The 12561-nt window shown below is 66.3% G+C and carries 16 protein-coding genes and 1 pseudogene; 7 read left to right on the top strand and 10 right to left on the bottom strand.

Annotation, left to right across the window (positions count from 1 at the left end):
- Positions 1-368 precede the first annotated feature (368 nt).
- The 3 genes from ACE3P6_RS03415 to ACE3P6_RS03405 form a co-directional block, all read right to left on the bottom strand.
- A complete protein-coding gene (locus ACE3P6_RS03415; protein WP_374391631.1) occupies positions 369-1046 on the bottom strand; it encodes a fumarylacetoacetate hydrolase family protein in 678 nt (225 codons plus the stop codon).
- Positions 1047-1049: 3 nt separating this feature from the next.
- Positions 1050-2936: a serine hydrolase gene (locus tag ACE3P6_RS03410; RefSeq protein WP_374391629.1), complete on the bottom strand. Its 1887-nt coding sequence runs from the start codon at positions 2934-2936 to the stop codon at positions 1050-1052.
- A 280-nt stretch (positions 2937-3216) separates the two neighbouring features.
- Positions 3217-3918 (bottom strand): HAD family hydrolase, encoded by a 702-nt coding sequence (locus ACE3P6_RS03405; RefSeq protein ID WP_374391627.1) that lies wholly within the window; start codon positions 3916-3918, stop codon positions 3217-3219.
- 109 nt (positions 3919-4027) lie between these two features.
- On the opposite strand from ACE3P6_RS03405, the gene clpS reads away from it, so the two are divergent.
- The 3 genes from clpS to ACE3P6_RS03390 are packed head-to-tail and all read left to right on the top strand — an operon-like array spanning position 4028 to position 6209.
- Positions 4028-4348, top strand: a complete 321-nt coding sequence (gene clpS / locus ACE3P6_RS03400) for an ATP-dependent Clp protease adapter ClpS (protein ID WP_374391625.1) — start codon at positions 4028-4030, stop codon at positions 4346-4348.
- Between the two features lie 46 nt (positions 4349-4394).
- A complete protein-coding gene (locus ACE3P6_RS03395) occupies positions 4395-5387 on the top strand; it encodes a class I SAM-dependent methyltransferase (protein WP_374391623.1) in 993 nt (330 codons plus the stop codon).
- A gap of 9 nt (positions 5388-5396) precedes the next feature.
- On the top strand, positions 5397-6209 hold the full coding sequence (locus tag ACE3P6_RS03390) for an SDR family NAD(P)-dependent oxidoreductase (protein ID WP_374391621.1): 813 nt from the start codon (positions 5397-5399) through the stop codon (positions 6207-6209).
- Here ACE3P6_RS03390 and ACE3P6_RS03385 read toward each other — a convergent pair whose 3' ends face one another.
- Positions 6210-6602, bottom strand: a complete 393-nt coding sequence (locus tag ACE3P6_RS03385; protein WP_374391620.1) for a hypothetical protein — start codon at positions 6600-6602, stop codon at positions 6210-6212.
- Between the two features lie 75 nt (positions 6603-6677).
- On the opposite strand from ACE3P6_RS03385, the gene hemF reads away from it, so the two are divergent.
- The gene (hemF, locus tag ACE3P6_RS03380; RefSeq protein WP_374391618.1) at positions 6678-7538 is read left to right on the top strand and encodes an oxygen-dependent coproporphyrinogen oxidase; all 861 of its coding nucleotides are present in this window, start codon (positions 6678-6680) and stop codon (positions 7536-7538) included.
- Positions 7539-7548: 10 nt separating this feature from the next.
- The gene (locus ACE3P6_RS03375; protein WP_374391616.1) at positions 7549-7902 is read left to right on the top strand and encodes a hypothetical protein; all 354 of its coding nucleotides are present in this window, start codon (positions 7549-7551) and stop codon (positions 7900-7902) included.
- Positions 7903-7954: 52 nt separating this feature from the next.
- Here ACE3P6_RS03375 and ACE3P6_RS03370 read toward each other — a convergent pair whose 3' ends face one another.
- From ACE3P6_RS03370 to ACE3P6_RS03345, 6 genes are read right to left on the bottom strand one after another with little or no spacing between them, the layout of a single operon-like run.
- Complete coding sequence (locus tag ACE3P6_RS03370; RefSeq protein ID WP_374391614.1) at positions 7955-8230, bottom strand: hypothetical protein; 276 nt, start codon at positions 8228-8230, stop codon at positions 7955-7957.
- Positions 8227-8904 carry a hypothetical protein gene (locus ACE3P6_RS03365; RefSeq protein ID WP_374391612.1) on the bottom strand — a complete coding sequence of 226 codons (678 nt, stop codon included), beginning with the start codon at positions 8902-8904 and terminating at the stop codon, positions 8227-8229. Before ACE3P6_RS03365 ends, ACE3P6_RS03370 begins: the two co-directional genes overlap by 4 nt.
- Positions 8905-8942: 38 nt before the next feature.
- Positions 8943-10379: an APC family permease gene (locus ACE3P6_RS03360; protein WP_374391610.1), complete on the bottom strand. Its 1437-nt coding sequence runs from the start codon at positions 10377-10379 to the stop codon at positions 8943-8945.
- Between the two features lie 4 nt (positions 10380-10383).
- Positions 10384-10551 (bottom strand): hypothetical protein, encoded by a 168-nt coding sequence (locus tag ACE3P6_RS03355; protein ID WP_374391608.1) that lies wholly within the window; start codon positions 10549-10551, stop codon positions 10384-10386.
- Positions 10552-10560: 9 nt separating this feature from the next.
- Positions 10561-10941: a hypothetical protein gene (locus ACE3P6_RS03350; protein ID WP_374391606.1), complete on the bottom strand. Its 381-nt coding sequence runs from the start codon at positions 10939-10941 to the stop codon at positions 10561-10563.
- A 1-nt stretch (position 10942) separates the two neighbouring features.
- Positions 10943-11230: a hypothetical protein gene (locus ACE3P6_RS03345; RefSeq protein WP_374376674.1), complete on the bottom strand. Its 288-nt coding sequence runs from the start codon at positions 11228-11230 to the stop codon at positions 10943-10945.
- A gap of 234 nt (positions 11231-11464) precedes the next feature.
- Between ACE3P6_RS03345 and ACE3P6_RS03340 the strand changes: the two genes are divergently transcribed.
- Both ACE3P6_RS03340 and ACE3P6_RS03335 read left to right on the top strand, forming a co-directional pair.
- Positions 11465-12361: a glutamine amidotransferase family protein gene (locus ACE3P6_RS03340; RefSeq protein WP_374391604.1), complete on the top strand. Its 897-nt coding sequence runs from the start codon at positions 11465-11467 to the stop codon at positions 12359-12361.
- A 4-nt stretch (positions 12362-12365) separates the two neighbouring features.
- Positions 12366-12561: pseudogene (locus ACE3P6_RS03335) on the top strand (protein GlxC); the annotation flags it as partial.

Genomic DNA, 12561 nt, shown 5'->3' with positions numbered 1-12561 from the left:
TTCATGGCGGGCGGTGGCGCGGTAGAAGACGTCGATCCAGCCTTTGGCGATATCGACGCCGATGACATCCTGTGGCAAGGTCATGGAGCCTGTCCTTGGTCTGCGGGATCGGTCGTGGGTGCGACCCTCCCAGGCAACTGTACAGGTTTGACAATGGTCGGCAGACGAGCCCCAAGCTACGCGACGGGCTCAAACGCCCAAGGGTGGGTCGGGGTCTCGTCTGCCTCCTTCATCTTCCCACAGATCAAAGAGACAAGGGTGGGTGCCAACCCACCACCCCGCTTCCGCGCAAAGGTTAACCCCGCGTAAATGCGGAATCGCAACCTCTTGATTTCATTGCGTCCGATTTTCTGTCCACTGTGGACAGATCAGGCGATCGTCACGCTCGCCGACTGCAAGCCCTCGATCTCCACCTTGCAGGTATCCCCCCGGTTCAAGGGGCCCACCCCCGCCGGGGTGCCGGTGAAGATCAGGTCCCCCGGCGACAGGCTGACCATCTGCGACAGCGCCGCGATGATTGCTGCCGGGGTCCAGACCATCTCGGAAATCGAAGCCTCCTGCCGCACCGCCCCGTTCACCGAACAGCGCAGCCGCGCCTCCGGCAGCGGGCCGGGCCGGATCGCCCCCACCACCGCCGACTTGTCGAACCCCTTCGCCATGTCCCAGGGCCGCCGCCGCTCCTTCGCCTCGGCCTGCAGGTCGCGCCGGGTCAGGTCGTTCCCCGCCGCATGCCCCCAGATCATCGCCTCGGCCCCTTCCTCGGAGACCATCGCGCCCCCCTTGCCGATGGCGACCACCAGTTCCCCCTCGTGATGCAGGTTCTTCGTTGCGGGCGGGTAGGGGATGCGGGTGCCGGATTCGACCACCGCATCGGCGGGCTTCGTGAAGAAGAACGGCGCCTCCTTTTCCGGGTCGCCCCCCATCTCCCTGGTGTGCTCGGCATAGTTCCGGCCGACGCAGAAGATGCGGCGGACCGGGAAGCGTTCGGCACGGCCGGTGACCGGCAGGGTCACGGTCGGCAAAGCGGGGAAAACCAGGGCAACCATCGTTCAACCTCCCACGGTTTCGCAGGGCACGGCGCGGGCCGAGAGCCGACGGCAGGCCAGTTCCGCCTGCTCTTCGGTCAGCCCCATGAAGCTCGCCCGCCAGGCACCGCCCGACTGCGTCGTCTTGCGCAACCCGTCGTTCAGCGTGGCGCTCTCCGCCAGCGCGGTCTTCAAGAGCGCCTTCTCGGCCTCATAGCGCGAGGAATATTCGCCGACGTTCACCCCGAAGTGCCGCCCGCCCGAGGTGGACATCACGACAACCACTTCCTCATCCGCTTCGGCTGCCGCAGGCTCGACAGTCTCCACCGCATCGAAGATCGGCGCGCTGCGTTTGGTGGCCGGGACCACCGCCGCCAGTTCCACCGGCGCAGGTCCGACGGTCGCAGGCGCGGCCACGGTTTCCACTTCGGTCACCTCGGCGAGAAGCGTTTCCGGTGCGGCGGCAGCGGGTTCGGTGCCGGGATCGGTGACGACAAGCTCCGGTTCCGGCGTGGCCTCGGCGACCACGACTTCCTCGGGGGCGGGGGCCTGCGGTTCGGCAACCGGCTCGATGGTGGCAAGCTGGACCGTCATGCCCTCGGGCCGCGCCTTCGGTTTCATGCCTGCCAAGGCGGGGTCGACTTCCGCGACTTCGACGGCATCCACCGGCGGCAGGTCAGCCACCGGCGTCTCGGCCGGGGCGGCGCCAGAGGCCAGTGCGGCGGCCTGCGCCTCGAAGCTGCCGGGCGCATCCGTCGCGACTGCGGGGTCGACGGCGGCTACTTCGACGGTCGCGGCCTCCGGCTCGACCGGAGCAACCTCCACTGTCGCCTCGGGCTGTTCGGCAGCCGCGAGGGCCACTTCGGGTTCGACTGCAGGAACCGCCCCTTCCATCGCCTCGGCCTGGAACTCCAGCGTCCCGGCAGGAGCAGGCGCGGCGGTCGCTTCGGCCAGCGCGCCGTCGATCCCCTCGGCCATCGCGATGGCGACGGCGTCGGCGACGGTCGGCACATCCGGGCGGGCCTTCGGACGGGGTGAGGTCTTCACCTCGCCCGACACCCGCACGGTCTTGCCTGCGCCACCCTCGGCGTCGATCTCGTCGATCCCGGTTTCGACCGAGGCGATCAGGGCGTCGTCCAGCGGTGCGGCCTCGGGCGGTTGCTCGGCGACGTTGTTCTTCGCCTTGCCGAAGCCCAGGTCCATCAGCTCGGCCATCTTGGCGTTGCGGTTGGCGGTCGAGGTGCCGCCGAAAACGGTGGCGATGATGTGCTTGCTGCCGCGATGGGCGGAGGCCGTCAGGTTGAACCCGGCGGGGGCGGTGTAGCCGGTCTTGATCCCGTCCGCGCCCTCGTAGCTGTCAAGGAAGCGGGTGTTGGTGTTGGCCACCTGTGCGATCCCCGCATCCGCCGTCCGGCGCGAGAAGATGTGGTAGTACTGCGGGAAATCGTAGAACAGGTGGCGGCCGAGCGTGTTCATGTCGCGTGCGGTCGAAAGGTGGCCTTCCGCAGTCAGGCCGTTCGCGTTCTTGAAGGTGGTGTTGGACATCCCCAGCTGGCGCGCGGTCTTGGTCATCCGCTTGGCAAAGGTCACATGGTCGCCGCCGATGTAGTCGCCAAGCGCCGCTGCCGCGTCGTTGGCCGACTTGATCGCCGCCGCGCGGATCAGGTAGCGCACGGCGATCTTCTGGCCCGGCTTCAGCCCAAGGCGGGAGGGAGGCTGGGAGGCCGCGTATTTCGTGACCGTGACCTTGGTATCCAGCGACAGCCGCCCGGCCTCGATCTCCTGGAAGACGATGTAGAGCGTCATCATCTTGGTGAGAGAGGCCGGATGCAGCCGTGCATCGGCATTCTTTTCGTAAAGCACCTCGCCGGTGCGACCGTCCATCACGATGGCCGCGAAGGGGGCCGCCATGAGGGGAGACGTCACCACAATGGTGCTGACGACAAATGCCATGAAAATAGCGCGAAAAATCCGCCCGAGAAGCGATGCCACGTCGCCCACCCTTTGCCTGCTGGCCCGGATTTTCCGGTGCCGTTTATTCTGCCTCGGGGGGAAGGCTAGCACAGGTGTGTGCGTCCGAAAACCCAAAAATTCCAAAGGGTTTCAAGCGATAGTTCACGCAGTTGCAGGGATGCAGCACAAATCCGCCGATGCAGGCATATCTTGCGATGCGGGGTGATCTGATCCCTAGCTATGGGGTGTTCGACAGCCGACCCACCAGTGCGGGAAGATCGCCCAGATCGGCGATGGCATGGAACCGCCGATGCTCGACCGGGGCTTCCGCCGCCTCGAACGCCCATTCGTGTTCGTGCGGGACATGCACCCCCCAGGAGCCCGCCTGCAGCGCCGGGATCACATCGGACTTCAGTGAATTGCCGACCATCATCGCCTGATCCGCCCCGGTGCCATGCCGGGCGAAAGCGGTGCGATAGGTGGCCTCGGTCTTGTCCGAGACGATCTCGACCCCGTCGAACAGGTCGCCCAGGCCGGACTGCGCCAGTTTCTTTTCCTGGTGCAGCAGGTCGCCCTTGGTGATCAGGACCAGCCGGTAGTCGGGGGCCAGCGCCATCACCGTGGCGCGGGCATGGGGCAGAAGTTCCATCGGGTGTTCCAGAAGTTCACGCCCCAGCGCGATCAGGTCGGCGATCACCTCGCCCGGCACGCGGCCCTCGGTCACTTCGACCGCCGTCTCGATCATCGACAGGGTGAAGCCCTTCACCCCGAAGCCGTAGTAGGCCAGGTTCCGCCGCTCGGCCGCCTCCAGCCGTTCGGCCAGATGCACGGGGTCGGCATGGTCGGCCAGACGCTGCCGGAAACGGTCCTGTGTCAGCCGGAAGAAGGCTTCGTTCTGCCAGAGTGTATCGTCCGCATCGAAGCCGATCGTGGTCAGCATGGCCGCCCTCTTTTCGTTCCGGGAAAAGAGGCTATATTTCAGGGGTCGGTTGCAACCCCGAATCCCAATGCCCCGGAGCATGAACCCCGTGTCGATCCGCCCTTTGACCATGTCCGACAAGACGGATGGACCGGGAAATGACACGCGCGTCCTGACCAAGACGAAGACCAAGACCGAGCGTCCGCCCCTGTACAAGGTGATGCTCCTGAACGACGACTACACCCCGATGGAATTCGTGGTGCATGTGCTGGAGCGGTTCTTCGGACTGAACCATGCCCAGGCCTTCGAGATCATGCTGACGGTTCACAAGAAGGGGCTGGCGGTGGTGGGGGTGTTCAGCTTCGAGGTGGCGGAAACCAAGGTGGCGCAGGTGATGGACTTCTCGCGTCGGCACCAGCATCCGCTGCAATGCACGATGGAAAAGGAATGATCGTGCGACGCTTCAGCCGGAGTTCGGGGGCCTGACGGCCCCGCCCATGCGTTCCGCCCGATTGTCCCTGGCGCTGGAGAGCGGCGCGCTGGACCTGCCATCCCAAGGCAGGATCGCGGTCTATCGCCCCAGGATCGGCGACGACCTGTCGGACCTGCCGCGCGACCGGGTCACGGTGCTGACCGGGTTCAAGCCGGACCACGACCATTTCGCGGCACGGTTTGCGGTGGAGCCGTCTGCGCCCTACGCCGCCGCCATCGTCTGCCTGCCGCGCTCGCGCGAGGCGGCGCGGGGGTTGATCGCCCGGGCGGCGGCCGAGGTTTCGCCGGGTGGCTGGATCGCGGTCGACGGGCAGAAGACCGACGGGATCGACACGGCGCTGAAGGACCTGCGCGGTCGGGTCGACCTGTCGGAAAGCCTGTCGAAGGCGCATGGCAAGCTGGCTTCGTTCCCGGCGGGCGTGGACCTTTCGGACTGGCAGGCCAGGCCGCGCCAGGTCGCGGGGTTCCAGACCCTGCCGGGCATCTTTTCGGCGGACGGGCCGGACCGGGGCTCGGTCCTGCTCGCCTCGGCGCTGCCGGCGAAGCTGGGCGGCAAGGTTGCCGATCTGGGCGCGGGCTGGGGATTCCTGGCGGTGGAGATCCTGAAGCGGCCGGGGGTGAAGAAGCTGGACCTGGTGGAGGCCGAAGCCGATGCGCTGGACTGTGCCAGGGTCAACGTCACCGACCCCCGCGCGCGGTTCCACTGGGCCGACGCGACGACCTGGCGGCCCGAGACGCTGCTGGACGCGGTGGTGATGAACCCGCCCTTCCACACCGGGCGCGAGGCGGACCCTGCGCTTGGGGCCGCCTTCATTCGCGCGGCCCGGCGGATGCTGGCGCCGGACGGCGGTCTCTGGTTGGTCGCCAATCGCCACCTGCCCTATGACGCGGTGCTGGCGGACTGCTTCCTGGACTTCAAGGATGTGGCGGGCGACGGCGCCTTCCGCGTCATCCATGCCATCAAGCCCCGGCGCGATGCGCTTCGGGCCAAACCCTAGAGGCCGCCCATGTCCTTTTCCGTCTCCGGCAAGACCGCCATCGTCACCGGCTCGGCCTCGGGCATCGGGCTGGCCATAGCGCGACACCTGGCGGACAAGGGCGCGAACGTGATGTTCGCCGACGTCGATGAGGCAAGGCTTGAGGCCGAAGTGGGCGAGGAGGCCCGCGCGGAAGGGCCGATCCGCATGTTCGCGGGCGACCTGACCGAGAAGCTGACCATCGCGAACCTCCTGTCGGCCACCATCGACGCATTCGACCGGGTGGACATCCTGGTCAACGCCAGCCGCCGGGTGCTGATCTCGGAAATCCTGAACCCCGAGGCGGATGGAGTCGAGGAGTTGTGGCGGACCAATGTGCTCGCCTCGCTGCGCATGTCGCAGATGACGGCGAAGCGGATGATCCAGCTTGCCCAGCGGGCCGAGGTCGAGGAGGGGACGATGCTCGGTTCGATCATCAACCTGTCGTCGATCGCTGCGCAGGCGACGCGGCCGGACCTGCTGGCCTATTCGATGGCTGCGGCGGCGATGGACCAGATGACGCGGTCGCTGGCGCTGGCGCTGGCGCCGAAAGGCATCCGGGTGAACGCGGTCGCCTTCGGTTCCGTGATGAGCGCCAGCCTGCAGGCCACCTTGAAGGAGAACCCCGGCTTCCGCGACGAGATCATCGGCGGCACCCCCCTGGGCCGCATCGCCGCCCCGGCAGAGCTGGTCGAAGCGGTGCAGTTCCTCGCCTCGGACGCGGCGGGCTTTGTCACCGGGCAGGTGCTGGCCGTCGATGGCGGGCGGGGCCTGCTGGACGCGGTCGCCGCCCCGGCCCACTGATCATTCCGGGTATTCGGCCTTGCAGGCGGCAATGACCTTCTCGGCCTGCCGCGCCAGCGACTTCCGCTTTTCCTTCAGGCTGGCCAGCTTCTTCGCCTCTTCGTTGAGGTCGATGGCCTTGGGCCGCTGTTCGGTCACCGGCCGTTCATCGAGGCACATATGCGGCGTGGTCGGAGGTTCGCCCGCCGCCGGACGGGGACCGGGGCACATCCGCCAGTAGTCTTCGTAGACCGTGATCGTCTCATAAGCATAGCCGCGCGTCAGGTTGCCCTCGGATTCGGCGATCAGCCGGTCGACGGTACGCAGGTCGCGGGTGTTCCTGTTGATGCATTGCTCCTGCGGGGTGCCACAGGCCGCAAGCGTGGCAAGTGCCAGAAAAGTCAGCCGTTTCATCGGACCTTCCTCAAGCGGTGGTAAGCGGCGGGCGGCAGTGCTAGGCATGGGTGGCCCGCATCCGAGGATATGACCATGACCGATCCCACCGACAGCCGCAAGGCAGAGGCTGCTGCCTGGTTCCGCCTTCTGCGCGACCGGATCGTCGCGGCGTTCGAGGGGTTGGAGGACCGCCATGCCGAGGGCAAGCCGGGCCGGTTCGAGGTGACCCCGACCCAGCGCGCCGAGGGCGGGGGCGGCATCATGAGCGTGATGCGCGGCGGCGGGGTCTTCGAGAAGGTCGGGGTGAACTGGTCGGAAGTCCACGGGAAACTCGGCGAAAAGGCGCAACGCGCGATGGCGGCGCGGGGCGTGCCGGGAATGGACCGCGACCCGCGCTTCTGGGCCAGCGGCATCAGCCTTGTCGCGCATATGGTCAACCCGCACAGCCCGGCGGTCCACATGAACACCCGCATGTTCTGGACGCCGGAGGCCTGGTGGTTCGGCGGCGGGGCGGACCTGAACCCCTGCATCGAATATGCCGAGGATACCGCCCACTTCCACGACGAGATGCGGAAGGCCTGCGACGAGCATTCCCCGGACTACTACCCGAGGTTCAAGGCCTGGGCCGACGAGTATTTCTTCGTGCCCCACCGGGGCCGGGCTCGGGGCGTCGGCGGCATCTTCTATGACGATCTGAACACCGGCAACTGGCACCGCGACTTCGCCTTCACCCGCTCGGTTGGCGAGGCCTTCCTGCCCGCCTTCCTGCCGGTGACCGAACGCCGGGTCGCGACGCCCTGGACCGAGGCCGACCGCGAAGCGCAGCTGCTGCATCGCGGTCTCTATGCGGAATACAACCTGGTCTATGACCGGGGCACCAAGTTCGGGCTGGAGACCGGACATGACGCGAATGCGGTGCTGATGAGCCTGCCGCCCGTCGCGAAGTGGTATTGAGGGGCGGGTCATGGCGGATATCACGGTGAAGGCGGCCTACGGGTCGGTCGTCGAGGACGAGGGCCAGCTGTTCGTGGGCTTCGCCGCGGGCGAGGACGCGGATGAGGGCTATGTGCTGTTCCGGCAGCCGCTGGAGGGTGGCCCGGTCTGGTTCGAGGCAAGCGACGAGACGTTCGGGGCGGAGGACGCCATCGAGAGTGCTGTCGCCGGGCCGAAGGGGTTCGAGGTGACGATCCGCGCCGACAAGCGCGCGGCCTACGGCTTTGCGGCGACGGTCGCGGTCAGGGTCGGGCCGGGGTGCGAGGATGGGCCGGAAGCGATCGAAGCGCTGAAGGGGATGCTGGGGGCGCTCTGGCGGGAGTAGGAGCCAAAAGTCTTCGAAGACTTTTGCAAATTCCTTCGAAGGAATTTGTCCCCTACGGCTTCTGTTTCGCGTGGCTCCAGACCGTGTGGCGGATGCGGGCGGTCTTGTAGGCATCGAACACGGCCATCGCCCAGACGAAAAGCCCGCCCGCCATCTTGCCGACGAAGGACACCTCGGGCGCGGCGGTCTTCAGGGTGAAGGCGCCCAGGAGAATCGCGAAGCAGACGAAGACCAGCCCGCGCACCGGCTGGCGGTTCAGCACCTGGCCCATGCCGGGCAGCACCAGCGCCACGGCAAGCACGATGTAGGGGTTCAGTGGCGGTTTCATGCGGGGTCTTTCGTCAGGAGAAGGATGTCGTCGCGCAGCGCCACCAGCCTGTCGAGCAGCGGCTGAAGCCTGGCGCGGGACAGCGGCGTGCGGCCCATTTCCGCCTCGCGGAAGATGAGGAAACGGCCGCGGTCGGCCTCTTCGGCCAGGATCACGATGCGCAGGCCCTTGGGTGACAGGACCAGTTCCTTGACCCGCGGGTCGGCAAACAGGTCGGCGTGACGGGCGACCAGATCGGCCGAGGGGATGCGCCGGGCATCGTCGCTGCGGATGGCGATGTCCTTTGGCAATTCGGGCGGAGTGGGCAGCGACTGTGGCAGCGCGGCGAAGCGGGTAAAGGGTTCATGGCCCGAGGGGCGCGCCATCAGGTCGAGCGTGGCCTCCAGCGGCAGGGGCTCGGGCAGGGTGACCAGGACCCAGAGCGCGGGCAGCTTGCGGAAGGTCAGGGTGTCGGGAATGGCCTGCAGGTCGAAGGCCAGACCGGCACGGCGGCCGGTCATCCGGGGAAAGCCGGTGGGTTGCACGCGTGTCTCGCCGCCGTTGAACAGAGGTTTCGCGGCGTCGAAGTAGGCCGCACGGGTGGTGCGGCGGGTCCGGGATTCACGGAACAGGGTGAAGGCGAGCCAGAGGCCGAGAGCGGCGAAGGCAAGGCCGAGGGGGATGAGTGGGGACATGGGAAAAGGCCCGCCCCTGGGGGGCGGGCCGCTTTGCCTTAGTAGCCCTGCGGTCGCGGCCAGGGCATGGTGAACTGGGTTCCCCGGTTCACGAAGCGGTAGCGCCAGAAGTGGAACCACAGCGAGACCACGATGTAGAAGCCGATCATCGCGACAAGCTGGGTGCCGTAGCCCAGGAACACCGCGAAGAAGGTGATGCCGCAAAGCGTCAGCAGCGTCAGCGCGGGCAGCGGGTGGAACGGGTGTTCATAGCCACGCTTGATCGAGTTCAGCGGCCATTTCTTGCGGAACAGGATGATGTTCAGCGGCATGAACGTGTATTCCAGCAGGCCCGAGAGGATCGAGAAGGTGATCACCTGGTCGAGCGGCGCGCCCAGGGCGAAGATCAGCGCGATCGGGACCAGGAACACGATGGACCGGTAGGGGGTACGGTATTTCGGATGAACCGCCCCGAACCAGCCCGGCAGGTACTTGTCGCGGCCCATTGCAAACCAGGCCCGCGAGGCGTCGTTGATGCAGCCGTTGGCGGATGCCAGGGTGGCGAAGAGGGTGCCGAAGCCCAGGAGCCAGACCAGCCCCTGCGAGCCGGCAAGCTGCGCGGTCGAGAAGAGCGGTGCGACTGCGCCATTCACGCCGTCGCCCAGGAACTCCCACGGCAGCACGCCCGAGCAGATGTACCAGGTCAGCGTCGCGGCAATGAGCAGCGTCATGATGCCGGCCAGCGTGCCGAACGGCAGCGCGCGGGCGGGGGAGCGGACTTCCTCGGCCGCCTGGGTCGTGCCCTCGATGCCGAGGTAGTACCAGAGGCCGAAGTGCATGGCGGCAAGGACGCCGATCCAGCCGTAGGGCAGTTCATGGCCCTCGAACAGCGCCGCATGTTCCATGAGCCCGCCGCCAAGGATGCCCGAGGTCGAGAGGAACAGCACCAGGATCGCGACGAAGGCGATGGCGGTGATCACCAGGTTGAAGGTCAGGGTCGCCAGAACGCCCCGATAGTTCAGCCATGCCAGGAACATGATGACGAGGACGATGAATGGTCGCTGGTCCAGGGCGTCGGCATGGCCGGTCATCGTGGCCACGACCGAGAACAGGTAACCCGCGGTGATCGCGTTGGCGGCTTCCAGCATGGTGTAGGCGAAGACGAGGTAGAGGCCGACGTTGAAGGCCATCAGCGGGCCGACGATGTGCTTGGCCTGGGTATACTGCCCGCCCGCCGCCGCGACGGTGGAGGTGACTTCGGAGTCGATCATCGCGACGCAGGTGTAAAGGATGCCCGCGAACCAGCAGGCGATCAGCGCGGCATAGGCCCCGCCTTTGCCCACGGCGAAGTTCCAGCCCATGTACTCGCCGACCAGAACGATGCCGACGCCAAGGGCCCAGACATGCGCCGGGCCAAGGACGCGCAGGAGGCCGACCTTGGTGCCGTGCGGCCCCATGCCGTCCATGACGGGCGAGGTGATATCGGTGTCTGTCATCATCTCATCCCTTGTGCTCTTCGGTCATGGCCTCAAGCTCGCCTTCGCGCGAGGAGGTCAGGACATCTTCGGTGTAGGTCGAGTCGGTCTTCAGCCAGTCCACGACCATGTAGAGCCCGAACAGCGCCGACAGCGCCCAGGCCGCGTATTCAAGCCAGTTCCACAGATCCATCGCGGCCCCCTATTTCTGTCCGAATTTTTCGGCAATGACCTCGCGGTACTCCACGTCGGAGAAGCGCAGGATCAGGACGTAGTAGAGCAGGATGACCGCGACCATCGCGACAAGGGCGCCGACCGAGAAGCTGTAGTCGAAGCGGGCGAGGATCAGGTCATGCGCGCTTTCGGGCGTGTAGCCGAGCGCCTCGTATTTCGCGGCCTGTGCCGGGGTCTGGCCGAGCGCCTCCCAGGTGGCATTGGCGATGGGGGCGGCGACGGTCTTGGCGGCACCCGCCATGCCCATCCACAACGGCACGAACAGGGCGCCAATCGTCAGGACGACCAGCACGATGACGTCGATCAGCTGGCTGGCCTTGCTTTGTTTCGGGGGTTCATAATGCGCCATCTCAGCCCCTCCTGCCTTTGGATTCGTCGAGGAACTTGATGTCGAGGCCGTACATGAAGTCGCGGTCCTCGCGGTAGTGGCGCAGCATCGCCAGGATCGCGGCGGTGTTGAACAGAAGCACGATGGCCCCGGCGATGAGCAAGAGCGTGCGCGCGCCGCCGGTGGGCGCAAGGTTCCAGGTCGCGATGGCGACGAAGATGATTGCGAACCAGAGGCCGATCACGAACGCCCATGCCACCATGACATCGCGCCTGTGCATCGCCTCAATCCGCTGATTAAGGTCTTCCACGTCTTCCTCCCTCGGGCTCTTGGGTTTCCGCGCGACGTGGCCCTGGCGTCTTTCCCCTCGCGGCAAAAAAAGTTTTCTTATGGGAAAGCTAGCCGCGGCATTCTGTCAAGAAAAACTGCAAGAGTGCCGCTTCTGGAAGATGATTTTCATGACAGGTGAAAAATGTTTCTCCCCAGTTGAAACGCATTTGCGACGGTGCTAGCGTCGATCCAGCGAGGTAAAGGAGACGAATCCATGTGTGGCATCGTTGGGCTATTCCTGAAGGACCCGAAGCTGGAGCCGAAGCTTGGCGCCATGCTGACGGACATGCTGATCACCATGACCGACCGCGGCCCGGACAGCGCCGGGATCGCGATCTACGGCGGGGCAAAGGATGGGCTGGGCAAGATCACCATCCAGTCCGCAAACCCGGACAAGGACTTCAAGAACCTGGATGGCGACCTGCATGACGCCATCGGCCAGCCGGTCACGATCCTGGTGAAATCGACCCATGCCGTGCTGGAAGTGCCGCTGGACCAGCTGGCTGCCGCGCGGACCGCGCTGGCGCATCTGCGTCCCTCGGTGAAGGTGATGAGCGCGGGCGACTCGATCGAGATCTTCAAGGAAGTCGGCCTGCCCAAGGACGTGGCCGCCCGCTTCGACGTGTCGAAGATGAAGGGCACCCACGGCATCGGCCACACCCGGATGGCCACCGAATCTGCCGTGACCACGATGGGCGCGCACCCGTTCTCGACCGGGGCCGACCAGTGCCTGGTGCACAACGGGTCGCTTTCGAACCACAACGGGTTGCGGCGCGAGCTGATCCGCCTGGGCAAGACCTTCGAGACCCAGAACGACACCGAAGTCGCCGCCGCCTATGTCAGCCAAAAGCTGGAAGAGGGGCAAAGCCTGGGGCAGGCGCTGGAATCGGGCCTCGATGACCTCGACGGCTTCTACACCTTCGTCGTCGGCACCAAGAACGGCTTCGGCGTCGTCCGCGACCCCATCGCCTGCAAGCCGGCCGTCATGGCCGAGACCGACCAGTATGTCGCCTTCGGGTCGGAATATCGGGCGCTGGTCAACCTGCCGGGGATCGAGGATGCCCGCGTCTGGGAACCGGAACCCGCCACCGTCTACTTCTGGGAGCGTTGAGAGAATGCAGAGCTTCGATCTGGGCAAAGAGGGCCTGCGCGCCTTGAACAGCGCGCTGCACGGCCTGAAAGGCCAGACCAACATGACCGACTGGGAGGTCATCAACCCCAAGGGCGCCCATGCCATCGCCGCCGGGGTGGACGCCCCCGTCGACATCACCGTGCGCGGCTCGACCGGCTACTACTGCGCCGGGATGAACA

Origin of the sequence: Tabrizicola sp. (assembly GCF_041911175.1) — a bacterium.
Taxonomy (GTDB): Bacteria; Pseudomonadota; Alphaproteobacteria; order Rhodobacterales; family Rhodobacteraceae; genus Tabrizicola.
The sequence above is the reverse complement of the archived record's forward strand: the minus strand, read 5'-3'. Positions and strand labels throughout refer to the sequence as shown.

Excerpts from the sequence above, each read along its gene's own strand:
- ACE3P6_RS03360 (WP_374391610.1), bottom strand. The coding sequence starts at position 10,379 with ATGACAGACACCGATATCACCTCGCCCGTCATGGACGGCATGGGGCCG.
- ACE3P6_RS03355 (WP_374391608.1), bottom strand. The coding sequence starts at position 10,551 with ATGGATCTGTGGAACTGGCTTGAATACGCGGCCTGGGCGCTGTCGGCG.
- ACE3P6_RS03415 (WP_374391631.1), bottom strand. The coding sequence starts at position 1,046 with ATGGTTGCCCTGGTTTTCCCCGCTTTGCCGACCGTGACCCTGCCGGTC.
- ACE3P6_RS03365 (WP_374391612.1), bottom strand. The coding sequence starts at position 8,904 with ATGTCCCCACTCATCCCCCTCGGCCTTGCCTTCGCCGCTCTCGGCCTC.
- hemF (WP_374391618.1), top strand. The coding sequence starts at position 6,678 with ATGACCGATCCCACCGACAGCCGCAAGGCAGAGGCTGCTGCCTGGTTC.
- ACE3P6_RS03390 (WP_374391621.1), top strand. The coding sequence starts at position 5,397 with ATGTCCTTTTCCGTCTCCGGCAAGACCGCCATCGTCACCGGCTCGGCC.
- ACE3P6_RS03405 (WP_374391627.1), bottom strand. The coding sequence starts at position 3,918 with ATGCTGACCACGATCGGCTTCGATGCGGACGATACACTCTGGCAGAAC.
- clpS (WP_374391625.1), top strand. The coding sequence starts at position 4,028 with ATGTCCGACAAGACGGATGGACCGGGAAATGACACGCGCGTCCTGACC.
- ACE3P6_RS03375 (WP_374391616.1), top strand. The coding sequence starts at position 7,549 with ATGGCGGATATCACGGTGAAGGCGGCCTACGGGTCGGTCGTCGAGGAC.
- ACE3P6_RS03395 (WP_374391623.1), top strand. The coding sequence starts at position 4,395 with ATGCGTTCCGCCCGATTGTCCCTGGCGCTGGAGAGCGGCGCGCTGGAC.
- ACE3P6_RS03385 (WP_374391620.1), bottom strand. The coding sequence starts at position 6,602 with ATGAAACGGCTGACTTTTCTGGCACTTGCCACGCTTGCGGCCTGTGGC.
- ACE3P6_RS03350 (WP_374391606.1), bottom strand. The coding sequence starts at position 10,941 with ATGGCGCATTATGAACCCCCGAAACAAAGCAAGGCCAGCCAGCTGATC.
- ACE3P6_RS03410 (WP_374391629.1), bottom strand. The coding sequence starts at position 2,936 with ATGGCGGCCCCCTTCGCGGCCATCGTGATGGACGGTCGCACCGGCGAG.
- ACE3P6_RS03370 (WP_374391614.1), bottom strand. The coding sequence starts at position 8,230 with ATGAAACCGCCACTGAACCCCTACATCGTGCTTGCCGTGGCGCTGGTG.
- ACE3P6_RS03340 (WP_374391604.1), top strand. The coding sequence starts at position 11,465 with ATGTGTGGCATCGTTGGGCTATTCCTGAAGGACCCGAAGCTGGAGCCG.